The organism is Neorhizobium galegae, from assembly GCF_017877135.1.
GTDB classification, from domain to species: Bacteria; Pseudomonadota; Alphaproteobacteria; order Rhizobiales; family Rhizobiaceae; genus Neorhizobium; species Neorhizobium galegae_A.
The window spans coordinates 357188-381668 of the sequence record NZ_JAGIPH010000001.1; the positions used below are offsets into that span (position 1 = coordinate 357188).

The 24481-nt window shown below is 63.0% G+C and carries 21 protein-coding genes; 14 read left to right on the forward strand and 7 right to left on the reverse strand.

What is annotated here, in order from left to right:
• Positions 1-148: 148 nt before the first annotated feature.
• The 3 genes from J2858_RS01855 to J2858_RS01865 all read left to right on the forward strand — a co-directional run bounded on the left by J2858_RS01855 (position 149) and on the right by J2858_RS01865 (position 4376).
• The gene (locus J2858_RS01855; RefSeq protein ID WP_210103046.1) at positions 149-1720 is read left to right on the forward strand and encodes a glycosyltransferase family 39 protein; all 1572 of its coding nucleotides are present in this window, start codon (positions 149-151) and stop codon (positions 1718-1720) included.
• A 162-nt stretch (positions 1721-1882) separates the two neighbouring features.
• On the forward strand, positions 1883-2875 hold the full coding sequence (locus J2858_RS01860; protein ID WP_210104088.1) for a glycosyltransferase family 2 protein: 993 nt from the start codon (positions 1883-1885) through the stop codon (positions 2873-2875).
• Positions 2856-4376, forward strand: coding sequence for an ArnT family glycosyltransferase (locus J2858_RS01865; RefSeq protein WP_210103047.1), 1521 nt, complete (start codon positions 2856-2858; stop codon positions 4374-4376). Before J2858_RS01860 ends, J2858_RS01865 begins: the two co-directional genes overlap by 20 nt.
• A gap of 19 nt (positions 4377-4395) precedes the next feature.
• On the opposite strand, the gene J2858_RS01870 is transcribed toward J2858_RS01865, so the two are convergent.
• Positions 4396-5763 (reverse strand): aspartate aminotransferase family protein, encoded by a 1368-nt coding sequence (locus J2858_RS01870; RefSeq protein WP_348635432.1) that lies wholly within the window; start codon positions 5761-5763, stop codon positions 4396-4398.
• Between the two features lie 144 nt (positions 5764-5907).
• On the opposite strand from J2858_RS01870, the gene J2858_RS01875 reads away from it, so the two are divergent.
• Positions 5908-7260, forward strand: a complete 1353-nt coding sequence (locus J2858_RS01875; RefSeq protein ID WP_210103049.1) for a glutamine synthetase family protein — start codon at positions 5908-5910, stop codon at positions 7258-7260.
• Positions 7261-7266: 6 nt separating this feature from the next.
• Here the strand turns inward: J2858_RS01875 and J2858_RS01880 are convergent, their stop codons facing one another.
• Positions 7267-8226, reverse strand: coding sequence for a diacylglycerol/lipid kinase family protein (locus J2858_RS01880; protein ID WP_210103050.1), 960 nt, complete (start codon positions 8224-8226; stop codon positions 7267-7269).
• 266 nt (positions 8227-8492) lie between these two features.
• Between J2858_RS01880 and J2858_RS01885 the strand changes: the two genes are divergently transcribed.
• Both J2858_RS01885 and J2858_RS01890 read left to right on the forward strand, forming a co-directional pair.
• Positions 8493-9722, forward strand: coding sequence for an MFS transporter (locus tag J2858_RS01885; RefSeq protein ID WP_210103051.1), 1230 nt, complete (start codon positions 8493-8495; stop codon positions 9720-9722).
• A gap of 108 nt (positions 9723-9830) precedes the next feature.
• On the forward strand, positions 9831-10244 hold the full coding sequence (locus J2858_RS01890) for a DoxX family protein (protein ID WP_210103052.1): 414 nt from the start codon (positions 9831-9833) through the stop codon (positions 10242-10244).
• Positions 10245-10277: 33 nt separating this feature from the next.
• Here J2858_RS01890 and J2858_RS01895 read toward each other — a convergent pair whose 3' ends face one another.
• The 4 genes from J2858_RS01895 to J2858_RS01910 all read right to left on the reverse strand — a co-directional run bounded on the left by J2858_RS01895 (position 10278) and on the right by J2858_RS01910 (position 14285).
• Positions 10278-10904 (reverse strand): L,D-transpeptidase, encoded by a 627-nt coding sequence (locus tag J2858_RS01895; RefSeq protein WP_210103053.1) that lies wholly within the window; start codon positions 10902-10904, stop codon positions 10278-10280.
• A 118-nt stretch (positions 10905-11022) separates the two neighbouring features.
• Positions 11023-11745 carry a pentapeptide repeat-containing protein gene (locus J2858_RS01900; protein WP_210104089.1) on the reverse strand — a complete coding sequence of 241 codons (723 nt, stop codon included), beginning with the start codon at positions 11743-11745 and terminating at the stop codon, positions 11023-11025.
• 133 nt (positions 11746-11878) lie between these two features.
• Positions 11879-13537, reverse strand: a complete 1659-nt coding sequence (locus J2858_RS01905) for an electron transfer flavoprotein-ubiquinone oxidoreductase (protein ID WP_210103054.1) — start codon at positions 13535-13537, stop codon at positions 11879-11881.
• 223 nt (positions 13538-13760) lie between these two features.
• On the reverse strand, positions 13761-14285 hold the full coding sequence (locus J2858_RS01910) for a DUF4334 domain-containing protein (RefSeq protein WP_210103055.1): 525 nt from the start codon (positions 14283-14285) through the stop codon (positions 13761-13763).
• A 200-nt stretch (positions 14286-14485) separates the two neighbouring features.
• Here J2858_RS01910 and J2858_RS01915 point away from each other — a divergent pair, with 200 nt between their 5' ends.
• The 8 genes from J2858_RS01915 (at position 14486) to J2858_RS01950 (ending at position 23367) form a co-directional block, all read left to right on the forward strand.
• Positions 14486-14752 carry a hypothetical protein gene (locus J2858_RS01915; protein ID WP_210104090.1) on the forward strand — a complete coding sequence of 89 codons (267 nt, stop codon included), beginning with the start codon at positions 14486-14488 and terminating at the stop codon, positions 14750-14752.
• A gap of 132 nt (positions 14753-14884) precedes the next feature.
• Positions 14885-15673: an SDR family oxidoreductase gene (locus tag J2858_RS01920; RefSeq protein WP_210103056.1), complete on the forward strand. Its 789-nt coding sequence runs from the start codon at positions 14885-14887 to the stop codon at positions 15671-15673.
• Positions 15674-15835: 162 nt separating this feature from the next.
• On the forward strand, positions 15836-17215 hold the full coding sequence (locus tag J2858_RS01925; RefSeq protein ID WP_210103057.1) for an efflux RND transporter periplasmic adaptor subunit: 1380 nt from the start codon (positions 15836-15838) through the stop codon (positions 17213-17215).
• Complete coding sequence (locus J2858_RS01930; protein WP_210103058.1) at positions 17212-20346, forward strand: efflux RND transporter permease subunit; 3135 nt, start codon at positions 17212-17214, stop codon at positions 20344-20346. Before J2858_RS01925 ends, J2858_RS01930 begins: the two co-directional genes overlap by 4 nt.
• A gap of 197 nt (positions 20347-20543) precedes the next feature.
• Entirely contained in the window at positions 20544-21839 is a 1296-nt protein-coding gene (locus tag J2858_RS01935; protein WP_210103059.1) for an Hsp70 family protein, read from the forward strand.
• A 70-nt stretch (positions 21840-21909) separates the two neighbouring features.
• Positions 21910-22785 (forward strand): uracil-DNA glycosylase, encoded by an 876-nt coding sequence (locus J2858_RS01940; protein ID WP_210103060.1) that lies wholly within the window; start codon positions 21910-21912, stop codon positions 22783-22785.
• Between the two features lie 151 nt (positions 22786-22936).
• Entirely contained in the window at positions 22937-23128 is a 192-nt protein-coding gene (locus J2858_RS01945) for a hypothetical protein (RefSeq protein WP_210103061.1), read from the forward strand.
• 95 nt (positions 23129-23223) lie between these two features.
• A complete protein-coding gene (locus J2858_RS01950) occupies positions 23224-23367 on the forward strand; it encodes a hypothetical protein (protein WP_210103062.1) in 144 nt (47 codons plus the stop codon).
• 21 nt (positions 23368-23388) lie between these two features.
• Here the strand turns inward: J2858_RS01950 and J2858_RS01955 are convergent, their stop codons facing one another.
• Positions 23389-24327 carry a DMT family transporter gene (locus J2858_RS01955; protein WP_210103063.1) on the reverse strand — a complete coding sequence of 313 codons (939 nt, stop codon included), beginning with the start codon at positions 24325-24327 and terminating at the stop codon, positions 23389-23391.
• Positions 24328-24481 lie beyond the last annotated feature (154 nt).

Sequence of the window (24481 nt, forward strand, 5' to 3'; positions counted from 1 at the left end):
GAAAGGCAGGGCATCGACAACTGCAGCCGCGCAGAGAGCGTGGACGGTTTTGACGCCCAAGCCGTCTTCCACCCCTGGATGCTTGCGACAAGGCCGGTGAATGCCGGATGAAGAGCCTTGTCCGCAGACGTCAAAAAGAACTGTGCTGATGAAACCTGACTTGTCTTCTCCCGCCTCCTCCGCGGACGCTTTGCCGGAACAGGCCTCTCGCCCTGCAGCCGGCGCCGGCGGTTCCGTTTCCTGGGATATCCTTCTGCCGCTGCTGCTTGCCGGCTATTTTCTGGTGAACCTGCTGGTGCGCCTGACAGTGTCCGATTCGCTGGAATACGACGAGGCCGAACAGGTCCTCGTCACGCAATGGCTGGCGCTCGGCTATGCCACCCAGCCCCCGCTCTACAACTGGCTGCAGCACCTGGTGTTTTCGATCGGCGGCATATCCATCGCCACGCTTGCCATCTGGAAGAACACCATCCTCCTGAGCCTTTACCTGATATCGTGGAAAACCGCCAAGCTGCTGCTGCCGCGCAAGGAGCATGCGGTCATCGCGACGCTCGGGCTTTTGACCATTCCGCAGGTAGCGTTCGAATCGCAGCGCGACCTCACGCACACGGTGGCCGCCATTTTCTGCGCGGTCCTCTTCCTGTCCGGCCTGTTCTTCACGTTGAAAAAACCGAGTCTCGCGAGCTATGCCGTCACCGGCCTTGCCACCGGCCTCGGGCTTCTGGCGAAATACAATTTTGCTCTTCTGCCGGCCGCCGCCTTTCTGGCGGTTCTGTCCCATCCGCAGTGGCGCCGCCGCATCTTCGACCGACGCTTCCTCCTGACCGCTGTACTGACCGTGATCGTCGTTGCGCCGCATGGCTGGTGGCTTCTGCAAAATCTCTCCGTCGCGTCGCAGGGCACCCTGTCGAAATTGCAGGACACAGGCGCGACCGCGACACGCTTCCCCTTCCTTGAGGGGCTGACCTCGCTGGTCATCGCCATCATCGGCTTTGCGGGCCTCACGATCCTCGCCTACTGGATTGCCTTCGGCCGAGATTTCGTGGCGAGCCTGCGCGCCGGCAACGACTGGACACGCTTCATCGAACGCATGCTGCTTGCCCTGGCCTTCGTTCTCATCCTGATGCTTCTCGTGACAGGCGCCGAACACATCAAGGACCGTTGGCTGGCCCCCCTGCTCGTCGTGCTGCCGCTTTACCTGACGCTGAAGCTTTCGGCCGCCGGCCGGCTTTCGGAGACAGGGGCACGGCGCTTCCTGGCGATTGCGCTCGCCGTCATGGTCATCATCCCGACCATCCTCGGCGTGCGGCTTCACCTGCCGCAATGGACCGGCTCCTACGAGAAGCTGAACTACCCCCAGCGTGAACTTGTCGAACGGCTGGTCAACGAGGTGGGCACGCGCCCAGGCCTGCTGATTGCAAACGATTCCCATATCGGCGGCAATATGCGCCTCTACCTGCCGGATGTGCCGGTCTACTCGATCTATTTTCCGGCCTTCCAGCCGAAATACGAGTTCAGCGCGCAAAGGCCGATCCTTGCCGTCTGGAACCGCCGCACGGCAGACCCGCTCACACTGCCCGACAATCTGCGCCCGTCCATCGACCGCTTTGCCGGTGCCGGCGCGCGCATGAAGACCGGCGTTGTCGACGTGCCCTACATCAACGGACGGCCGGGGGACGTGTATCACTTGGGTTACGCCGTTCTCTATCCGGCAAATTGACGATGGCCTGTGCTGGCAAGAGCGATGCTCTTGCTATACAGGGCGTCAACAAAGACGTGGTAGGCCTCGGGCGCCTGAGCCGCAGCGTGAGCCTGTGGCGGAAAGAGCAGCCCGGCGGATCAAGGAGAATGTCAGGTGCAGACAGTTGCGGAACGGGCCGGGATGCCGGCGACGGATCCTTCGGCCGTGGAGCTTTCCCTGGTGGTGCCGATCTTCAATGAAGAGGAAAGCGTCGGCCCGCTGATTGCCCGCATCGAGGAGGCCATGGCTGGCATCGCTTACCGCTGGGAGCTGATCCTCGTGGACGACGGCAGCACGGATGCCACGCTTGCCAATGCCCGCTCGGCTATCGGCCGTCCCGGCCTTGATCTGCAGGTGGTGGCGCTGCAGCGCAATTTCGGCCAGACAGCCGCCATGCAGGCCGGCATTACCCAGGCCCGCGGGCGTCTGATCGCGACCCTCGACGGCGACCTGCAGAACGATCCGCGTGACATTCCGGAGATGGTGAAGGAACTCGAGCGGCGCGAACTGGATCTTCTGGTGGGCTGGCGCAAGAACCGCCAGGACGGGCTTGTCCTGCGCAAGATCCCCTCCTGGATCGCCAACCGGCTGATCGGCCGCATCACGGGCGTGCGTCTGCATGATTATGGCTGCAGCCTGAAGATCTACCGCGGCTCGGTGATCAAACAGGTGCGTCTGATGGGCGAAATGCACCGCTTCATCCCCGCCTGGGTGGCCGGCGTCGTGCCAAGCTCACGCATCGGCGAAATGCCGGTGACCCATCACGCACGCCAGCACGGCACCTCCAAATACGGCATCTCGCGCACCTTCCGCGTCATCCTCGACCTCCTGTCGGTGATGTTCTTCATGCGCTTCAAGGCACGGCCGGGACATTTCTTCGGGTCGCTGGGGCTAGCGCTGGGTGCGCTCGCCGGTCTGATCCTCGCCTACCTGTTCGTCGACAAGTTCATCATGGGCAACAATATCGGCACGCGGCCGCTGTTTCTCGTCGGCATCATGCTGTTTCTGTCGTCCATGCAGCTGATTACCACGGGCATCCTCGCCGAAATGCTGGCGCGCACCTATTACCGAGACGAAAATTCCCTGAGCTATATCGTGAGAGATGTTTTCAGCGGTGAGCACCCGAATTCATAAATTCCTCGTCCGCCGCCCGGACATCGTCATCTGGCTTGTCCTTGGCTATTTCGTGCTGTGCGTGCTGCTGCGGGTCATCCGTTCCGACAGCCTGCAGAACGACGAGGCCGAGCAGGCCTTCCAGGCGCAGATGCTGCTTCTCGGCTATGGCCGGCAGCCACCGCTCTACAACTGGCTGCAATATGGCGTGGTCCATGTCTTCGGCCTGTCGGTGGCCACCATCTCCCTATTGAAGAACGGGCTTCTCTTTCTCTGTTGCCTGTTTTATCTCGTCGCCGCCCGCATCGTGGTGCGCGACAGGCGCCTGCCCTTCGTCGCCATGCTCGGCGTGCTGGCCGTTCCGTCGGTGACGGTCCTTGCGCAGCGTGACCTGACCCATGCGGTGGGAACGCTCTGTCTGGTCTCGCTGTTCCTGTGTGCCCTGCTCTCCGTTTTGAAGCGCCCGGGCCTCTTCGGTTATCTCGCCCTGGGCGTGACGGTCGGCTTCGGCATCATCACCAAGTACAACTTCGTCATCCTGCCGGTCGCCGCCATTCTCGCCATGCTGACCGATGCGCAGTTTCGCCGCCGCCTCTTCGATTGGCGCGTCATCCCGGCGGTTCTCATCGCAATCGCCATCGTCACGCCGCATCTGGTGTGGGTTCTCTACCACCTCGATCTTGCAACGACCGGCACCGTACAGGCCATGCACGATGGTGCATCGGGCAATGCGGCAAAGGATACGATGCGGGGTCTCATCTCGATTCTCGAATCAACGCTTGCGGGCTCCGTCCCGGTGCTCGCCCTCTTCGCGCTGGTGTTTTACCGCGATATCGGGGCCGCCTTTCGGGCGCAGAGCCGCTGGACGCGCCTCATTGGCGGCATGATCATCGCCTCGCTTATTCTGGTGGCCTTGATCGGCATCGGCTTTGGCGCCTCCAGCATCCGCCAGAAGTGGCTGTCGCCCTTCCTCCTGCTCCTGCCGCTATACCTCGTGCTGAAGTTCGATGCGATCGAAGGCGACATGCGCCAGAGCGTGGCGCGCATGGCGCCGCCGCTCCTCGGCATCGTCACCGCCTTTTCCCTCTATCTGGCGCTCAGCAACCTGATCGGCCCGCTGATCGGCGACTATGGCAAGGAACACATTCCCTACCGGTCATTTGTGGAGCAGGTCGTCAAAGAACGGGGCGAACGGCCGGCCTATGTGATCACCGACGACCTGATGCTTGCCGGCAATCTGCGCCTGCAATGGCCGGACGTGCCGGTGATCATGCCGGGCACGCCGCTTCCGGTCTCGCTTGAGTCCGCAGGTCAAAGCGGCAGCGGCCTGATCGCTTGGCCGGCGAAGGGGGGCGAGCCGCTTCCCGCATCGGCGGCCGTTCTTCTGGCGGCGCATGGCCTCATTCTCGATGCGAACGTCGGCGCTCGACAGATGGCGGTGCCCTACCTGTTCTCGCGTGGCAGGGCGACCTTTCCCTTCGGCTATGCTTTCGTAAAGCAGGCACCCTTGCCCGTTCGTTGAACCGTGGTGCTCCGCCAGCTTACCGGGAAACCGTGTCGCGCAGATGGTCGAGGCCGGCCCGCAGCGTCTCAATGATCTGGTCCACCTCGCTACGCGTGATGACGAGCGCCGGCGAGGCCAGCATGCGGTCACCGGTGGCGCGCATCACGAGGCCGTTCTCCAGGCAATGGTTGCGCACGGTCATGCCGGCGTCATCGGGCTTTTCAAAGCGCCGGCGCGTTGCCTTGTCGCTCGCAAGCTGCACGCCGGCAATCAGCCCGACCGCATCAACCGCCCCGACGACCTCGTGATCCTCCAGCGACTTGAGGGCGGCGACAAAATAGGGACCGATGTCGGTTGCCACACGCTCCACCAGGCCCTCCTCCTCGATGATGCGCAGGTTTTCGAGCGCTGCGGCGGCACAGACCGGATGGCCGGAATAGGTGAAGCCGTGGTTGAAATCGCCGGCGTCCTCGATCATCACCCGCGCAACGCGGTCGCTCACCAGCACACCGCCGATCGGCAGGTAACCGGAGGACAGGCCCTTGGCGATCGGCGCCAGATCGGGCTCGAAGCCGAAATGCTGATGGCCGAACCAGCGGCCGAGCCGGCCGAAACCGCAGATCACCTCGTCGGCCACCAGAAGGATGTTGCGCGCCTTGCAGATGCGGGCCACTTCCGGCCAGTAGCTGTCCGGCGGCACGATGACGCCGCCCGCCCCCTGGATGGGTTCGGCCACGAAGGCGGCGACATTCTCCTCGCCCAGCTCGTCGATCCGCGCCTCCAGTTCGCGGGCCATCTTCAGGCCGAATTCGTCCGGCGTCAGATCGCCGCCATCGGCATACCAGTAGGGCTGGCCGATATGGGAAATGCCCTCGATCGGGAGGTTGCCCTGCTCGTGCATGGGCTTCATGCCGCCGAGCGACGCGCCGGCAACGGTTGAGCCGTGGTAGCCGTTGCGGCGCGCAATCACATGGGTCTTCGTCGGATGGCCGAGCGTTTTCCAGTAGACGCGCGCCATGCGAAACCAGGTATCCGTCGCTTCAGACCCGGAATTGGTGAAGAAGACGTGGTTGAGGCTTCCCCCGGCATGGCCGGTGATCTTTTGCGCGAGAAGCGTGGCGGGCTCATTCGTCGTGCCGAAGAAGGTGTTGTAATAGGGCAGTTCGTTCATCTGCCGCGACACCGCGTCTGCGATCTCCCGGCGGCCATAACCGACATTGACGCACCAGAGGCCGGCAAAGGCATCCAGATATTTCTTGCCCTGCGCATCCCAGATGTGAACGCCCTCGCCGCGCGCGATGATGCGGGTGCCCTTCTCGTTCAGCTGCTTCATGTCGGAGAAGGGATGCAGATGATGGGCGGCATCGATGGCAGACAGGTTGGACAGGCTGGTCAAGGCGGTCACGGCATCCCTCCGCACATGCGCCTTTCCGCACTGAGGTGGCGGGCGATGTGCCTGATTGTAAGGCGGTTTCTGATCGGTTACGAACATGGCCTGACGACACCATGTTTGGCAAGGCTGAGCCTGCCCGACGAACCGGGGCACCGCATGACCGACACGCCTTTGTCCACACCGACCATAGCGCCCGAACCGCGCATCGAAATCCTGCTGGTCGGAATGAACGGCGACCTGCGCGGCAAGCAGATCCCGCTTTCAGCGCAGAAGAAGGTGTGGGACGGGACCGTGCGGCTGCCCTCCTCCACCCAATCGCTCGACATCTGGGGCGACGACAATGACGACATTACCGGGCTTTCGCTGACGATCGGCGATCCGGACGGGCTCTGCATCCCCGATCCACGCAGCACAGCCCCGATGCCCTGGGCGCCAGAGGGTTCGCTGCAGGTGCTGGCCACCATGCACGAGATGGACGGCAGCCCGAGCTTCATGGATCCGCGCGCCATCCTTGCCGCCATGCTCAACCGCTACAAAGCACGCGGCCTGACGCCAGTCGTGGCGACGGAGCTGGAATTCTATCTGGTGGAAGACGATTTTCGCGAGACGGGACGGCCACGCCCGCCGCAGCGCCTTACCTATCGCGGCGATCCGAACGGGTTTCAGCTCTACGACATGGGTGCAGTCGACGCGCTTGCCGACTACCTGACGACGCTGCGCGCCTGGGCAAAAGCGCAAGACCTGCCGGCCGATGCGACGACGGCCGAATTCGGACCCGGCCAGTTCGAGATCAACCTTCTCCACCGCGCCGATGCGCTGGCGGCCGCCGACGACTGCATCTACTTGAAGCGGCTTGCCGAACAGGCAGCCCGCCGGCATGACCTCAAATCCACCTGCATGGCCAAACCCTATGGCGATCATGCCGGCTCCGGCCTGCATGTGCATGCCAGCATCGTGGATGCCGACGGCCACAATATTCTGGACGCAAAAGGCGGCGAACCGGTGCGGCTCAAATCCGTCTGCGCCGGCATGCTCGACACGATGCGCGAGGCGCAGCTGATCTTTGCCCCCTTTGCCAATTCCTACCGGCGCTTCCAGCCCGGCTCGTTTGCGCCTGTCGATATCGATTGGGGTTTTGGCCATCGCGGCACCGCGATCCGCATCCCCGACAGCAACGGACCGGCAGCCCGCATCGAGCATCGCGTCGCCGGTGCCGACGCCAATCCCTACCTGCTGCTGACGGCCATTCTCGGCGGCATGCTGCGCGGCCTCGATGAAACGCTTGATCCAGGCCCCGCGACGGAACCGGGGGGCGAGCCGCCCGGCGGCCGCAAGCTGACGCATGATTTCCTGACGGCGGTCAACGAATTTTCCGCCTCGCCCTTCATCGCGGATATTTTTGGCGCCCGCTATGCGAAGCTTTATGGCGACATCAAGCGCAAGGAAGCCATCGCCTACCTGCGCACGGTGTCGGATTTCGACTATCGCACCTACCTGCCGCGGATCTGATCGCCGTCAGAGTGCTGCCGGTGCATCCGCCTGGCCTTCCTGGGCCTGAACCTGGATGCCCGGCTGCTGCGGCTGGCGCACCAGCACCTTCAGCTCGCCGGCATGGATCTTCAGAGACACATCCGGATCCATCGGCAACAGCTCGCCATCCATGACGCAGCGGATGTCCTTGTGGGCGCGCGGAAAATGCAGTTCCAGCTCCGTCACGGTCACGGCCGTTACCGCCTCATTGTCCGTCATGCGCCCGCGCAGGATATCGAAGGTCAGGCGCGCAACGCCGAGCGGTGTCAGCGCATCGGCCGTGTAGAAGCCGAGATGGCCGCCCGTGACGCTTTCGGCATACATCAGCGAATCGCCGCCGAACTCGTTGTTGGACACCGAGATGGCCGAAACCTTGCGCACGCCGCGCTTGCCTTCGGCGTTGAATTCCACCTCGAAGACCGGCGGGTTGAACATCACGCCGAGCGCGGCCCGGGCGCTCGCCCGCATTTTTCCGAGCCGCGAGGCATAGGTCATCTTGTTACGATAGCGGATCATGCGCGAATGCAGGCCGGCGGAGAACTGGTGGACGAAGCTGCGACCATTGGCGCTGGCAATATCCACCGCCAGAACCTCGCCTTCGGCCAGCACCTCCAGAGCCTGCCAGATATCGAGCGGCAGTTTCAGCGAGCGTGCAAAAAGGTTCATGGTTCCGGCCGGCACGATGCCGAGCGTCAGCCCGCTTCTCCAGGCAATGCCGGCGGCCGCCGAAATCGTGCCGTCGCCGCCGCCGGCGATCAGCCCGTCGATGCCGGGCGTGTCCGCCACCTTCTCCATCGCCTCGACCACCTCGTTACCGGCAACGACGCGGCACTCGATATCGTGGCCTCCGTCCCGGAACGCCTGTTCGGCGCGTGCACAATAAGCCTCCATGTCTGTCGTCTTGAAGGTACCGCCGTCGCGGTTGAAGATGGCAATGAGCTTCATGGCAGGGTTCCGAGTTGGCAGCGCCACAGAACGGCGCAGCCTGGGAAATGGTTGCGTCTGCCGGTCGGGGCAAGGGCCCGACAGATATAAGGCATGATCATGATAATCTCGCGATTGTCATTTCGGCTCTCCCGCACTGCAAAATAGTATGGTAGCCTTAGCAAATACTGACATATCTCTCCGGCCGCCTGCCAATTTCGGCCAGATCCCAATCACGGACAGCCCCTGAACGCCGGCCCGGCGCTCGGCTCATGCTTGCGAACACAATGACAGATATCACTGCCCCCTCCGCCACCGCTTCCGAAACGGCACGCCCCTCTGCCCCCGGCACGCTTTCGCCCCTCACCATCGCCCTGATCGAATGCGCGCTGGCCGTCGGCGGCTTCGGCATCGGCACGGGCGAATTCGCCATCATGGGCCTGCTTCCGGATGTCGCCGATACCTATGGCGTCACCATCCCGCAGGCGGGCCATGTCATCACCGCCTATGCGCTGGGCGTGGTCATCGGTGCGCCGGTGATTGCGGCGCTTGCCGCGCGGCTCAGCCGGCGCACCCTGCTGCTGATGCTGATGTCGCTGTTTGCGCTGGGCAATATTCTGAGCGCGGTTGCGCCGGAATTTTCCAGCTTCACGCTTCTGCGCTTCATCTCCGGCCTGCCGCACGGCGCCTATTTCGGCGTGGCGGCGCTGGTTGCGGCCTCCATGGTGCCGCCGAACCGGCGGGCGCGGGCAGTCGGCCGCGTCATGCTGGGGCTCACCATCGCAACACTTGCCGGAACGCCGGTTGCCACCTTTGCCGGCCAGATGCTGAGCTGGCGGGCCGCCTTCCTGCTGGTCGGCGGCATCGGGCTTGTGACCATGGCGCTTCTCTGGTTCTTCCTGCCGCAGGACAAGGTGCAGGAAGGGGCAAGCATCCGCCGGGAACTCGGGGCGCTGAAACGCGTGCAGGTGTGGCTAGCGCTTGCCGTGGCCGCCACCGGCTTTGGCGGCATGTTTGCCATCTTCAGCTATATCGCCGCCACGACGACCCAGACGGCGATGATGCCGGTCGCCATGGTGTCCATCGTGCTGGCCCTCTTCGGCATCGGCATGAATGTCGGCAATGTCGTCGGCTCGCGGCTGGCAGACCTGTCGCTCACAGGCACGATCGGCGGCGTGATGGTGTTCAACATCGTCGTGATGACCGTCTTTGCACTGACGGCGAGCAATCCGATCATGCTGTGCCTCTGCGTCTTTCTGATCGGCTGCGGCTTTGCCGCCTGCCCGGCCGTCCAGACGCGGTTGATGGACGTGGCCGCCGATGCGCAGACGCTGGCGGCCGCCTCCACCCACTCCGCCTTCAACATTGCCAATGCGCTCGGTGCCTGGCTCGGCGGGCTGGTGATCGCCTGGGGTTACGGCTTTGCCGCCACCGGCTATGTCGGCGCCGCCCTCTCCGTCATCGGCCTTCTCGTCTTCCTGGTCTCCGTGGCGCTGGAGCGCCGCCAGGCCGCGTGACAGGGGCGGTTTCCGGCGGCTTTTCTCGCGGTCAGTGTGCAGTTACCCTTTTGCAATCTGAACATTTGTCATTTATGATGTCCTCATAGAGCAGAGGGGACAACTGCCATGGCAATTTCAGAGAGCGCAAGCCTGTCGCCGGTCGCGGGCCTGTTCGGCACACGCTGGTTCGGCTATGTGGCCCGAACCGTGCTGACATTCATGTTCTGGGGAAGCGGCCTGTCGAAACTGATCGACTTTCAGGGCGGCGTGGCGGAGATGGCCCATTTCGGGCTCCAGCCGGCCGTGCTTTTCAATATCGCCGTCATCATCACGCAGCTTGGCGGATCGGCGCTGATCATCCTCAACCGGCATGCCTGGATCGGTGCCGGCGCGCTTGCCGTCTTCACCGTGCTCACCATTCCCATCGCCCATAACTTCTGGGCGATGCAGGAGCCGCTGAAGACGCTCGAATTCTACGTGGTGGTCGAACATGTCAGCATCGTCGGCGCGCTGATGCTGGTGGCTTGGAAAAGCCGCTGAGGCACCCGGCAGAGCGGGCGCCTCCCGTCTTGGTCAGACCTTCGCTTCCTGAATGACCACCACGCGGTCGCCCACCTTGACGTGGGTGTAGAGATCGATGACGTCGTGGTTCATCATGCGCACGCAGCCGCTCGACATGGCGTGGCCAATCGATTCCGGCTGGTTGGTGCCGTGAATGCGGAAATGCGTGTCATTGCCGGCGCGGTAGAGATACATGGCCCGCGCGCCGAGCGGGTTATTGGGTCCGCCCGGCATGCCGGCGGCATATTTCAGGTTCTTGTGCGGATCGCGGCGGATCATGTTGGCGGTCGGCGTCCAACTCGGCCATTCAGCCCGGCGACCCACATAGGCATTGCCGGACAGGGCAAGCCCTGCGCGGCCGACACCGATGCCGTAGCGCAGCGCGCGGCCGTTTTCCAGCACGTAGTAGAGCCGGCGCGCCGGCGTATCGACAACGATCGTGCCCGGCTTTTCGGTCGTGACGTAATCCACTTCCGTGCGGCGCAGCTCAGGCTTGATCTTGTCAATCGGAACCTGGCGCAGGGGAAATTTTTCATCCGGCAAGGCGGCGTAGTTCAGTTGCGGATTGATGGTCGTTGAAGAGCAGCCAGCCAGAAACAGCGGAAGGCCGAACATCAGGCCGCGGCGCGAGATCGACATGAATGTGTCCTTGTTGCGGTGATTTCGTGATCCGCCGCAACTTAAGGACTTCATGGTTAACGAATATCTAACGGCGGCAGGCTCGGGGTCCGACCGTTAATTTTCTTGAAGGCCAGCCCTATTCGTCAGGGCATGGCCACCCGGCTGGTGCGGTAAGGCCCTGCGGCAGCTTGGTGGTCTCGTCGCCGCAGGCAAGGGCGATCTGCTCCTGCTTGAGGCCTGTCGCGCGCGTCAGATCGACGCCCTCGATGCGGGTGAGGAACATGAAGGCGTCGGTGAAATCCACCGGGCCGGCAAAGCTCGTATTGTGAAACAGTGCCCGCGACAGATTGGCCATGGCAAAATGGGTGTTTTCGAAGGTGGCGCGATAGAAGATGGCACGGCCGAGTTCCGCCTTGGTGAAATCGGAGTTACGCAGATCGGCGCTGCTGAAATTGCCGCGCTGCAACTCGGCGGCCACGAAGCTCGCCCCTGTTGCCTTCACCGCCGTGAAATCGCTGCGATAGCCTTCCGCCTTGGAGAAATCGGCGCCGGTGAGGTCCGACTGGGCAAGCGAGGTGCGCACGAGGCCTGCCTTGGTGACGTTGGCGCCCTTCATGCTGCTGCGGCCGAGATCCGTCATGCTGAAATCGGCATTGGAGAGATTGGCGCCGTCGAAATTGCTGCCGTCGAGCATCAGCATGCGCTTCTTGCAATCGCTCCAGTCGATGGAGGGCGCGGCATCCTGGCGGCACTTGCCGACGGCGCTCGTCTGCTTGGCGGGAAAGATCACCAGAAGGCCGCCGGCCACGGCAATGACCGGCACGAAAGAGCGCAAGCGGCTGCGGCGACATGTTGCCATCCACAGCCTGAACCGTCTGCCGAACACCGCCTTTTTCACGCCAACCGTCCCTTTCAGGTTCTTGCCGCTACCTCATATCCTGTCGTCATGAAGATCTTACGGCATTAATTCCGATCTGCATAATTCTCTCGCGTCACATGCTCGGATAGACAGGACCTTCGCCACCCTGCGGCGGCACCCAGGTGATGTTCTGGTTCGGATCCTTGATGTCGCAGGTCTTGCAGTGAACGCAGTTCTGCGCGTTGATCACAAAAACCTCGTCGCCATCCTTTTCCACCCATTCATAGACACCGGCCGGACAGTAACGCGCCGAAGGGCCGGCATAGACCCCAAGCTCCGAACGCTTCTGAAGTTCCATATCCTTGACCTTCAGATGAACCGGCTGGTCTTCCTCATGGTTGGTGTTGGAGAGGAAAACCGAGGAAAGCCGGTCGAAGGTCAGGACGCCGTCGGGCTTCGGATAGGCTATTCTGCTGTGCTGTGCGGCCGGCTCCAGCGAGGCCGCATCGGTCTTGCCGTGCTTCAGCGTGAATGGCGAGGAGCCGAAAATCTGGTTGATCCACATGTCGATGCCACCAAGCGCCACGCCGAGCGCCGTGCCGAATTTCGACCACAGCGGCTTGACGTTGCGCACCCGCTTCAGGTCACGCCCGATATCGGTCGAACGCCATGCGTTTTCGATCTCGACCGGTTCGTCATTTGCCCGGCCCGCGGCAATCGCTTCGGCGATCTTGTCGGCCGCCAGCATGCCCGACAGAACGGCATTGTGGCTGCCCTTGATGCGCGGCACGTTGACGAAGCCGGCGGAACAGCCGATCAGCGCGCCACCCGGGAAGGACAGCTTCGGCACCGACTGGTATCCGCCTTCGGTGATCGCGCGCGCGCCATAGGAGAGGCGCTTGGCCCCCTCGAACGTGTCGCGAATGGCCGGATGCGTCTTGAAGCGCTGGAACTCCTCGAAGGGCGACAGGTAGGGGTTCTTGTAGTTGAGGTGGACGACAAAGCCGACCGCAACCAGATTGTCGTGCAGGTGATAGAGGAAGGAGCCGCCGCCGGTCTTCATGCCAAGCGGCCAGCCGAAGGAGTGCTGCACAAGGCCCTCTCTGTGGTGCTCCGGCTTGACCTCCCACAGTTCCTTGAAGCCGATACCGTATTTCTGCGGCTCGCGGCCCTCGTCCAGCTTGAACTTCGCGATCAACTGCTTGGCGAGCGACCCGCGCACGCCCTCGCCGATCAGCACATATTTGCCGAGCAGCGCCATCCCGCGGGTGTAGTTGGGACCGGGCTCGCCGTTCTTTTCGATGCCCATGTCGCCGGTTGCCACGCCGATGACGGCGCCGTCGTCATTGTAGAGCACTTCGGTGGCGGCAAAGCCGGGATAGATGTCGATGCCAAGGCCCTCGGCCTTTTCGGCAAGCCAGCGACAGACAAGTCCGAGCGAGACGATGTAATTGCCGTGATTGTTCATCAGCGGCGGCATCAAGGCATTGGGCAGCCGGACCGAACCGGCCGGGCCGAGAAACAGGAAATGGTCATCCGTCACCGGCGTCGTGAAAGGATGCCCCTCCTCCTCGCGCCAGCCCGGCAGCAGCCGGTCGATGCCGATCGGATCGACCACGGCACCGGACAGGATGTGGGCGCCGACTTCCGCCCCCTTCTCGAGCACGACGATGGAAAGCTCCGGATTGACCTGTTTGAGGCGGATCGCTGCCGACAGGCCTGCCGGCCCGGCGCCGACGATCACCACATCGAATTCCATGCTCTCGCGCTCAGGAAGCTCCATATCGCTCATTCTTGTACTCCGCTCGACCTGTTCCCCATTTTGTGCCCTCCTCCTTGTCAAAACAAACACCGCTTGTCGAGCCAAGTTGCGACATGGGCTCGCAGTTGTGGACAGGCTCCTCCTCGTTTTCCATAAAAAGCTATCTTACGTTTACGTTCACGTCAATATAAGGAAGTCTCAAGGGTGTTGACCGGCGCCAAAGCCTGCAAGGCCTTGCGGTAGCGAGTTTTCCTTACGCCTCCTGGCCCTTCACGCGATCAAGCCAGAAAAAGTAATGCCGCGTATAGCCCGCAATGCTCATGACGCCCAGGAGACGGTCATCATCGAGTTTGCGGAAGTGATCGATGATCGGCTGTCGGTCATAGGCCATGGCCGCGCTTGCGACGCCGCGGAAGCGCTGGGTTCTGAGGGCAGCGACGGTTGTTCGCGCACGCAGCGCCTTTATCAGATAGGAAAACAGGTTTCGCGCGATCGGGCGGCGCCCGAACCGGGCAAACCGCAGGCCAAGGCGCAGCGGCACGCCGGCCGGATCGACCGGGATCAGCCGACGATCATCCCAGAAGAACAGCAGTGCATCGGCGCGCCCGTCCGGATGGAACCGCTTGCCGTACCAGTCCAGATTTTCGAGCACGCCATCGAGCGGATGGCCGGTCGCAAGACCACGGCCGCGCCAGAGCCCGTGGATCGCGCCGGGCTCGACCGGCTGAAGACTGTCGAATAGCGCAAATGCCTCGTCTTCGTCTTTCGGGATACTCATCCTCACCCATGTCCGTTTGATGTCGCCCGTGCCGCAAACGAGCTCTATGAACGAGGCCAAACGCGCAGGCCCTCGAAAAGATGCGCGGCCCTCTTGGCATTTGGCGGCTGATAACCGGGTATCGCGTCCGCTTGCAGCTTGCAATCGTCGGGCGTTTTGCCTCCTATCGCAGCACCTATGAAATTCAGGAACGCCCCCTCATGGCCAAGGAACCGAAACTCGAACATTCCGAATTCTCCGGCGAATTCGAAGATGATGGTATCACGGTGCTTGTGGATATCTTCCGCCCCGCCGGCACCCAGCAGGACTGGCAAATGGAGGTGGTGAGCCAGGATGATGATGTCACCTCCTGGGACGAACCCTTTGCCACGGACCGTGACGCCTGGGAGGAATTCCTGGCAACCGTGGAGCGCGACGGCATTCGCTCGTTCCTCGATGCCGACGAGCCATCCGGCTCCACCCATTGATCGCCGCAGGACGCCGTCCTATGCCCCCGGCTGACGTGCCGCTGCACCGTTAGCGGGGCTGGCCGCGTTGAAACCGGAGCTGCCGCTTGGTAAGCTTGGCGCAGCAGATTTAGTCTCAGGAAGGATTATTTGATGGATTTCGGCATTTCCGGCAAGCGCGCCCTCGTGCTTGCCTCTTCGCGCGGCCTTGGCCTTGGCATTGCAACCGCTCTTGCCCGCGAAGGCGTACATGTACTTCTGAGCGGACGAAGCGGCGACCGGCTTCAGGCCAATTGCGATGCGATCAACGCCGAGGGCAAGGGCAAGGCTGACTGGATCTGGTCCGATCTCGCCGAACCGGATGCGGTCGAAGCCCTGAAGAAGGCCGTTTCCGAAAAGCTTGGCGGCGTTGACATCCTCGTCAACAACACCGGCGGCCCGACGCCGGGCACGGCCGAAGACATGAATGCCGACAAGCTGGAACTGTTCTTCCAGAGCATGGTGCTGAGCGTGATTTCGGTCACCAACGCCTTCCTGCCGGCCATGAAGGAACAGGGCTGGGGCCGCATCCTCACGGTCGCCTCCTCCGGCGTCATCGAACCGATCGGCAATCTCGCGCTCTCCAACACGCTGCGTGGGGCGCTCGTCGGCTGGAACAAGACGCTGGCAACCGAAATCGCCGGCCATGGCGTCACCGCCAACCTCATCCTGCCCGGCCGCATTCATACCGACCGCATCGATGAACTGGACGGCGCCAATGCCAAGCGCCAGGGCAAGTCGCTGGACGAGGTGCGCAGCGCCTCCATCAAGACCATCCCCGCCGGCCGGCTTGGCACGGTCGAGGAATTCGCCTCGGTCGGCGCCTTCCTCTGCTCGGCGCCGGCCGCCTATCTGACGGGCTCGATGATCCGCGTCGACGGCGGTGCAGCAAAGTCTCTCTGACGAAAGTAACCGCCGCGAAAGCACATTTCGCGGCGGTTGTTCATCTTTCTACGACATTACCGGAATTTAAGGTGATTTCGCCAGGCTTTGGGCGTTTTCTTCTGTCGACGTTTCGCAGTGCGGAAATGTCGACAGAAGATCATCGACGCACCGGGCCCCTTCATGAAAAAGCTCTGGACCTTTACCGGCATTATCGCAATCGGCGCAGCGGGCGCCTGGTATTTTCAGGATGCCCTGCCATCCTACCTGCGCATCCCCTCCGTCAAGCAATTGGCCGCAGCCGCCGGCTTCGGCGGCATTCCGGGCGACGGCTCAGCGGTGGCTTCGAAGGGCGACGGCAGTGACCAGGCCCAGGGCCAGCGTCGCAAGGGCGAGCAGGCGGCAGGCCAGGGCGGAGAACAGGCGCAAAATCAGGGTCAAGGTCAGGGCCAGGGTCAGGGCGGCGGAAAACCCGCAGGCCAAGGTCGGCGTGGCGGCGGACCATCCGTCGTCAAGACCATTCCCGCCACCACCGGCATTCTTGCCCTCGACGTTGCCGCAACCGGCTGGGCCGAGGCCGATGAAACGACCACGATTGCAGCGCTCCAGCAGGGTCTCGTCGTCTCGGTTGCCGCAAAGGATGGCGACGAGGTGAAAGCCGGCACGCTGATCGCAAAGCTTGACGATCGCACTGCTGCTGCAACCGTTGCCAAGGACAAGGCCAATATCGTCAGCGACCAGGCAAGCCTTGCGGAACTGGAAGCCGCGCTTCAGCGCGCTGAAAACCTGCTGAAGCAGAATGTCCAGTCGCAGCAGAGCTTCGAACAGGCCAAGGGAGCGCGCGACCAGGCCGCGGCCAAGGTGGATGCCGACCGCGCAACGCTTGCCGTGGATGAGGTGGCGCTCGAGCACACCGATATCCGCGCGCCGTTTGACGGGCGCCTCGGCGACATCGCCGTCAGCCAGGGCGCCTATGTCAGCGCCGGCGCCACCATCGTCACCATCACCCGCTACGACCCGATCTCGGTCGCGTTCCAACTGCCGCAGCGTTACCTGCCGCAGTTGCGTGTCGGCATCGATACGGGCGCTGCGGTCGATGCAGATCCGGCCGCAACGGGCGGCGTGGTCGACAGCGGCAAATTGGTCTTCTTCGACAATGCCGTCAACCAGAGCTCCGGCACCGTGCTGGTCAAGGCACAGTTCAAGAACGACAAGGGGCTTCTCTGGCCGGGCCAGAGCGTCAATGTCACCGCCCATTTTACTCCAAGCGACCGCTCGATCATCGTGCCGACAGTGGCCGTACGCCCCGGCGCCGACGGCTCCTTCGTCTATACGGTGGATGGCACCGGCAAGGTGCATGCAACGCCCGTCACGGTGATCCGCGCCAATGGCGACAAGACGGCGATTGCCGAGGGTCTGCGCGACGGCGATCATGTCGTGGTGGAGGGCCAGGTCCAGCTCGCCAACGGCCAGTCGGTCATTGAACAGTTCTCCGGCGACGATGCCAATCGGCCGCTGCCTGTCGCCGATGCGACCTCGATGACCGGAGGCATCAAACCATGATCCCTGCCTTCTGTATCAACCGGCCGGTTGCCACCATTCTTCTGGCCATCGGCCTTGTTCTGGCAGGCCTTGCCGGCTACCGGCTGCTGCCGGTCGCAGCCCTGCCGAAGGTCGATTTTCCCACCATCAACGTGTCGGCCTCGCTGTCGGGTGCCTCGCCGGAAACCATGGCAACCTCGGTTGCCACGCCGCTCATCAAGAAATTCGAAACGATCCCGGGTGTGAGCGAAATCAGCGCCACCAACTCGCTCGGCAATACGTCGATCGTCCTGCAGTTCGATCTCAACCGCGACATCGATGCCGCCGCCGCCGACGTGCAGGCCGCAATCTCCCAGGCCACCCGCCAGTTGCCCAGCAACATGACGACGGCACCGAGCTATCGCAAGACCAATCCGGCCGATGCGCCAATCCTGCTGCTCACCATCAATTCGAATGAAATGCCGCGCTCTAAGGTGGATGATATCGCGCAGAACGTCATCTCGCCGCTGCTGTCCACCCTGTCCGGCGTCGCGGAAGTCAGCATCTACGGCTCGCAGACCTATGCCGTGCGCGTGGAACTCGACCCGGCCAATCTGCAGGCCCGCGGGCTCGGCGTCGATACCGTCACCTCCGCCATTTCCGATGCCAACAGCCAGACCCCGGTCGGCTCGCTGCAAAACACCAGCCAGCAGCTGACGATCAACGCCCATACCCAGCGCACCAATGCCGACGAGTTCAAGTCGCTGGTGATCGCCACGAAGAACGGTTCTCCCGTCCATCTGGGCGATGTCGCGGTGGTGAAGGACAGCGTCGAGAATCTCGATGCCGGCAGCTGGTATGACGGCAAGCAGGCGATCGTTCTCGCCGTCCAGCGCCAGCCGGACGCCAACACGGTGGATGTGGTCAACGAGATCAAGGCCAAGCTGCCGGCGCTCATGCAGCAACTGCCGCCATCCGTGCATATCAACGTGATGAACGACGCCTCGACGTCCATCAAGGACGCCATCAGCGACGTGCAGTTCACCCTCTTCCTCACCATCGCCCTGGTGGTGCTGGTGATCTACCTCTTCACCGGCCATCTGACGGCGACCCTCATTCCGGGCCTTGCCGTGCCGCTGTCGCTGATTGCCACCTTCGGCGCCATGTATGTGATGGGCTACAGCATCGACAACATCTCGCTTCTCGGGCTGACGCTCTCCGTCGGCCTTGTCGTGGACGATGCGATCGTCATGCTGGAAAACATCCTGCGGCTTTCCGAAGAGGGCATGTCGATGCGCGAGGCGGCGCTGAAAGGCGCCTCGGAAGTCAGCTACACAATCCTGTCCATGTCCATCTCGCTGGTGGCCGTGTTCATCCCGATCCTTCTGATGGGCGGCGTCGTCGGGCGCCTGTTCAACGAGTTCGGCATGGTCGTCACGCTTGCCATCATGGCATCGGCGCTGGTGTCGCTGACCGTGACGCCGATGCTCGGCGCACGGCTTTCCGCCCATTCCAGCCGCCCGCCCGCAATCATCCGCTGGTTCGATGCGGGCTTCAATCGCACGCTTGCCGGTTACGGGGCAGCCGTTGCCTGGTGCCTGCGGCACCGCTTCATCGTGCTGATGAGCTTTCTCGCCTCGCTTGGCGCGTCCGGCTGGCTGTTTGCCACCCTGCCCTCCAGCTTCTTCCCGCAGGAAGATATCGGGCGCCTGTCGGTGTCCACCCGTTCGCGCGAAGACATTTCCTACACGGCCATGCGGGATCTGCAGGCACAGGTGGCGGCCATCATCGGCAAGAACCCGGCGGTCAAGCATGTCACTTCCATCGTCGGCGGCAGTTCGCGCAGCCCCCTCAACAACGGTTCGATGTTCGTCGAACTGAAGGACAAGGATGAGCGCGCGCCGCTTGCCCAGACGATTGACGAGCTGCGCCGGGCAACCGGCAAGATCGCCGGGATCAAGACCTTCATCACGCCCCAGCAGAGCCTGCGCTTTGGCGGCCGCAGCACGGCCAGCCAGTACCAGCTGGTCATCCAGGCGCTGAATGCCAGCGCCACCGACGAATGGGCCGACAAGCTGCAGACGGCCATGCGCCGGGACGGCAGCTTCACCGACGTCACCTCGGACGCGCAGAACGGTGCGATTGCCGCCGACATCACCGTCGATCCGGAAAAGGCAGCCGCCTATGGCGTTGCCAACAACCAGTTGCGCCAGACGCTGGAAATGGCCTTCGGCGGCTACACGGCCGCGCAGATCCAGTCCACCGGCGACAGCTATGACGTCATCGTCGAGTTCGACAAGGACAAGCCCTGGAACGACGAGTTCCTGCGCGACATCAATGTGCTGTCGTCCAATGGCAGCCTGGTGCCGCTCTCCAACTTCGCCTCCGTGCAGCGCAAGAAGGCGCCGGTGACCATCAACCAGACCGGCCAGTTGGTCTCCACCACCGTCTCCTTCAACCTGCCCGACGGCGTTTCGCTCAGCCAGGCAACCGCCCGCATCGACGAGATCAAGGCAGGCCTTGCCATGCCGGTGGACGTCTTCACCTCCTATGGCGGCACGGCGGCGATCTTCAAGGATTCGCAGGGCAATACCGGCCTTCTGATCCTTGCGGCCGTGCTGACCATCTATGTGGTGCTCGGCGTGCTCTATGAAAGCTTCATCCACCCGCTCACCATCCTGTCCGGCCTTCCGGCGGCAGCCTTCGGTGCGCTGCTCGCCTTGAAGATCATGAACTTCGACCTCTCCGTCATCGCGCTGATCGGTCTTCTGATGCTGATCGGCATCGTCAAGAAGAACGCCATCATGATGATCGACGTGGCGGTCGAACTGATCCGCGACAAGGGCGAGACAGCAGCCGTTGCCATCCACGAAGCCTCCGTGCGGCGCTTCCGGCCCATCATGATGACGACGTTCTGCGCGCTGCTCGGGGCCCTGCCCATCGCGCTCGGCTCCGGCGCCAGCTCGGAACTGCGCCAGCCGCTCGGCATTGCCGTGGTCGGCGGCCTGCTCGTCTCGCAGCTGCTGACGCTGTTCATCACGCCGGTCATCTTCGTGGAGATGGACCGCATGGGCCGGGCGGTGACGCGCCTGTTTACGCGCCGGCCGCATTCCGAAGCCCCGGCCAATTCCGAAGGGCTCGGCCACCACACGCCGGCAGCCGCCGCCGAATAGGGGAGCCCCAAGTCAATCCGCGCCGTCTTGGAACAAGCGCGGATTGACGCCCTTTGCAACGAGAGCGACTTGCCAAGTCCCTTGTCCTGTGCGATCAGCGCCCCCTCACCATAAAGGCGGGGCGCCGGTCGCCCCTTTGCGTTCGGCGCGCTTGCGGCGCGCCGCCTCAGGCATATTTGACAGGAAGGATGACGGCCATGGCACGTGCGCTCGGGCTCGACTTCGGCACGACCAATACCGTTCTGGCGCAGGCTGAAGCTGGCGGTAGCACCACCCGCTCGCTGGATTTCACCAGCAGCGCCGGCGTGACGGACAGCATGCGCACGGCGCTATCCTTCATGAAGGATCAAAACCTCGGCGCCCAGGCCTTGAAAGTGGAAGCGGGACAGGCGGCGATCCGCATGTTCATCGACAATCCGGGCGATTGCCGCTTCCTGCAGTCGATCAAGACCTTTGCCGCCAGCGCCGCCTTCCAGGCCACCCAGGTGTTTGCGCGACGCCAGCAGTTCGAGGATCTGATGGAGATCTTCCTGCGCCGCCTACAGACCTACGCCGGCGACGGCTGGCCTGAGGAGATCTCGCGCCTGATGGTCGGGCGTCCCGTGCGCTTTGCCGGCGGCAACCCGGATGAAAAGCTGGCGATCGAGCGCTACCAGGCGGCGCTGACCCGCTTCGGCTTTCCCGAAATCCATTATGTCTACGAACCGGTGGCGGCCGCCTACTACTTTGCCCAGTCGCTGGAGCGGGATGCAAACGTGCTGGTCGCCGATTTCGGAGGCGGCACCACCGACTATTCGCTCATCCGCTTCGAGCGCCACGCCGGCCAGTTGCGCGCCGTCCCCATTGGCCATTCCGGCGTCGGCATCGCCGGCGATCACTTCGATTACCGGCTGATCGACAATCTCGTCTCGCCGGAGATCGGCAAGGGCAGCCATTTCAAGAGCTTTGGCAAGCTGCTCGACGTGCCGGCGGGCTACTATGCCAATTTCGGCCGCTGGAACCAGCTGTCGATCTTCAAGACGACGCGCGAATTTGCCGATCTGCAATCGCTGGTGCGCTCGGCAAGCGAGCCGGAAAAGCTCGAACTCTTCATCGAACTGATCGAGCACGATGAGGGCTATCCCCTCTACCAGGCGATCTCGGCCACCAAGATGGCCCTGTCGAAGGAGGAGGAAGCAGAGTTCAATTTCTCGCCGCTCGGAAAGGCCGGCAGAAAGCTGGTGAAGCGCGCCGATTTCGAAACCTGGATTGCCGACGATCTGGCCCGCATCGAAGAGGCGCTGGACGAGGTTCTTCAGAAGACCAATACGCCGGCCGATGCCGTCGACAAGGTCTTCCTCACCGGCGGCACCTCCTTCGTGCCCGCCGTGCGCCAGATTTTCACGCGCCGTTTTGATGCCGGGCGCATCGAAAGCGGCGGCGAGCTGTTGTCGATTGCCCATGGCTTGGCGCTGATCGGCGAGAGCGGCGACATTGCGCAATGGGCCGCCTGAGGCAAGTTCGCCGGGGAGAACGGCTGCCAGGCGGGTTTAACCGGCAGGTCAGATCGGCTAGAGTGGCCGCATGATCGAAGCCAGCCACCTTGCCCCGGCAGAACTTGCAGCCCTTTTGCATTTCTATGCCGATTCCGGCGTCGAATGGCTGCTTGAGGATGCGCCCGTCGATCGCATTGCAGCCTTTGCCGAGCAACAGGCGGCCCGCGCCGCCCAGATGCGCGATCGCACGCCGCCGCCGGCAGCGGCGCCTTCGGACAACGGCCGCCGCAGCCCGGGACAGACAGAGGCGCGGGCGCCTGCGCCGCGGTCGCCGGCACCGACGGCCGCCGTTGCCATTCCCGACGCGGAAGCAGTCGCCGCCGCCCGGCTTGCGGCTGAGGGCGCAGGCTCGCTGGAGGAACTGAAGACAGCGCTTGAAGCGTTTTCCGGCTGCAACCTGAAGAACGGCGCACGGTCCACCGTCTTTGGCGCCGGCAATCCATCCTCCGGCATCATGGTTGTCGGCCCGATGCCCTCTGCCGACGATGACCGTGACGGCACGCCGTTTGCCGGACGCCAGGGCCAGTTGCTGGACCGCATGCTGGCGGCCATCGGGCTGTCGCGCGAGAGTGTTTATCTATCGAACGTCGTGCCGTGGCGCCCGCCGGGCAACCGTCCGCCCTCTCCCGCCGAAATTGAAATCTGCCGGCCCTTCATCGAGCGGCAGATCGCGCTTGCAAGGCCGCAGCACCTGCTATTGCTCGGCAATTTCACCGTGCGCTTCTTCTTTGACAGCGACGGCACGATTTTCAGCCTGCGCGGCGAATGGCGCAACCTCGTCCTGGGCGGCCTTTCGGTGAAAGCGCTTGCCAGCCTTCACCCACAGGATCTTCTGACGGCGCCGGCCAACAAGGCGCTCGCCTGGCAGGATCTTCTCAGCTTCAAGCAGGGCCTCGCAGGCTGACTGCCGCGAAATTGCGCAGCGTTAATGTTTTATGAAACGAGCCATGCGTTAGACGCAGGGCAGCGCACCGTTCTCTCCCGTTGCCGAATCCATACCGCAGTGCAATATAAACACTGTGTCTTGGGAGGAAAACGGTACAGGAACCAAGGCCATGACCACGCGCATTCGCCCCATTCATTCCGGCTTCGAGACCCTTCGTCTCGCCGGTCTTTCGCCCCGCTCCACGCAAGGGTATCACAGCTTCGGCTCTGCGACGCATGAGCAGCTGACCGCGCGCGCCTTGTCGCGCCGTAGCAGCTTGACGCGTCCGACCGCAGTCTTTGCCGATTTTCGCGAGCGCTGAAACCGGTCGAAAAGACTGAAGCACCGCAGTGGATTGCAATTTGAGGTCCGGACTAGGCTTATCAGCGCTGCCGGACATGCCGGAGACCACAGTCGATGAAGCATTCGATCCGCCCCCTGCTGCGCATGTATGATGCCTTTGCCTCCATCGGCGCTGCCGTGCGCGCCAGCCGCGAGTTCACCTGCGCGGCCAGCGCCTGCGAGCGCACCGTTACGCAGTCGAGCGGCATTCCACTCTGAACAATTATCCCGTTTAAAAAGTCAGGCCGGCGGCGCGGATGCCTTCCGCGCCGCTTTGCGTTCCAGCCCCAGCTGGTGTTCGCGGTAGATGATGAAGATGCCGGCCGAAATGGTGATCGCCGTCCCGATCAGCATGGAGAACGTCGGCACGTCGCCGAACAGCACATAGGCAATGACGATGCCAAGAATGATCGAGGAATAATCGAACGGCGCGACGGTGGAGACATCCGCATGCCGATAGCTTTCCGTGAGAAAGATCTGCCCCAGGCCACCGAAGAAGCCGGAGGCAATGAGGAAGATCTTGACCTCGGTCGACAACTCCGCCCAGCCGAAGGGCAGGCTGAGCAGCGAAAGCACCGCAGCCGTCAGCGAGAAATACACCACGATGGTCGAGGTTTTCTCGGTGCGCACCAGCTGGCGCGTCTGCACCATGGCGAGCCCCCCGAGCACCGCCGCCAGCAGCACGGAGGCAGCTCCCATGGCCGGACCGCTTTCCATGCCGCCATGGCTGAACAGCGAAAGCTTCGGCCAGGAAATGATCAGCACGCCGAAGATGCCGATGGCAACCGCCGTCCAGCGATAGACGCGCACCGTCTCCTTCAGGATCAGCGCGGCGAAGATGACCGCCATCAGCGGCGAGGCATAGCCGATGGCAATCGCATCGGGCAGCGGCAGATGAATGAGTCCGTAAAAGCCGCAGGCCATGCCGCCAATCCCGAGCACGCCGCGCTTCAGGTGTCCGAACGGGCTACTGGTGCGAAAGGCGGTGTTGAGGTCGCCGCGCATGGCGAGATAAATGAGGATCGGCACCAGCGCAAAGGCAGACCGGTAAAAGGTGATCTGGCCGGCGGGAATACCGTCGCCGGCCGCCTTGATGCATGTCTGCATGCCGAGAAAGACGATGACGGACAGAATTTTCATGGCAATCCCCCGCAAGGGATCATGGGCCTCGGGACTCATAACGCTAACTCGCCGCCGGACCTGACAGAACCGACCAAAGGAATATAAGGACTCAGGAAGTCTCGACAGTAACCCAAACTGCCGACCTGAATCATCATCTCTTGTGATGAATCGATCAATCTGGAAAAATTGCGGCTGCAGGCCTCGACATCGG

Coding starts and splice junctions, on each gene's coding strand:
- J2858_RS01855 (WP_210103046.1), top strand. CDS start 149: ATGAAACCTGACTTGTCTTCTCCCGCCTCCTCCGCGGACGCTTTGCCG.
- J2858_RS01860 (WP_210104088.1), top strand. CDS start 1,883: ATGCCGGCGACGGATCCTTCGGCCGTGGAGCTTTCCCTGGTGGTGCCG.
- J2858_RS01875 (WP_210103049.1), top strand. CDS start 5,908: ATGACCGACACGCCTTTGTCCACACCGACCATAGCGCCCGAACCGCGC.
- J2858_RS01880 (WP_210103050.1), bottom strand. CDS start 8,226: ATGAAGCTCATTGCCATCTTCAACCGCGACGGCGGTACCTTCAAGACG.
- J2858_RS01885 (WP_210103051.1), top strand. CDS start 8,493: ATGACAGATATCACTGCCCCCTCCGCCACCGCTTCCGAAACGGCACGC.
- J2858_RS01890 (WP_210103052.1), top strand. CDS start 9,831: ATGGCAATTTCAGAGAGCGCAAGCCTGTCGCCGGTCGCGGGCCTGTTC.
- J2858_RS01895 (WP_210103053.1), bottom strand. CDS start 10,904: ATGTCGATCTCGCGCCGCGGCCTGATGTTCGGCCTTCCGCTGTTTCTG.
- J2858_RS01900 (WP_210104089.1), bottom strand. CDS start 11,745: ATGGCAACATGTCGCCGCAGCCGCTTGCGCTCTTTCGTGCCGGTCATT.
- J2858_RS01905 (WP_210103054.1), bottom strand. CDS start 13,537: ATGAGCGATATGGAGCTTCCTGAGCGCGAGAGCATGGAATTCGATGTG.
- J2858_RS01910 (WP_210103055.1), bottom strand. CDS start 14,285: ATGAGTATCCCGAAAGACGAAGACGAGGCATTTGCGCTATTCGACAGT.
- J2858_RS01915 (WP_210104090.1), top strand. CDS start 14,486: ATGGCCAAGGAACCGAAACTCGAACATTCCGAATTCTCCGGCGAATTC.
- J2858_RS01920 (WP_210103056.1), top strand. CDS start 14,885: ATGGATTTCGGCATTTCCGGCAAGCGCGCCCTCGTGCTTGCCTCTTCG.
- J2858_RS01925 (WP_210103057.1), top strand. CDS start 15,836: ATGAAAAAGCTCTGGACCTTTACCGGCATTATCGCAATCGGCGCAGCG.
- J2858_RS01930 (WP_210103058.1), top strand. CDS start 17,212: ATGATCCCTGCCTTCTGTATCAACCGGCCGGTTGCCACCATTCTTCTG.
- J2858_RS01935 (WP_210103059.1), top strand. CDS start 20,544: ATGGCACGTGCGCTCGGGCTCGACTTCGGCACGACCAATACCGTTCTG.
- J2858_RS01940 (WP_210103060.1), top strand. CDS start 21,910: ATGATCGAAGCCAGCCACCTTGCCCCGGCAGAACTTGCAGCCCTTTTG.
- J2858_RS01945 (WP_210103061.1), top strand. CDS start 22,937: ATGACCACGCGCATTCGCCCCATTCATTCCGGCTTCGAGACCCTTCGT.
- J2858_RS01950 (WP_210103062.1), top strand. CDS start 23,224: ATGAAGCATTCGATCCGCCCCCTGCTGCGCATGTATGATGCCTTTGCC.
- J2858_RS01955 (WP_210103063.1), bottom strand. CDS start 24,327: ATGAGTCCCGAGGCCCATGATCCCTTGCGGGGGATTGCCATGAAAATT.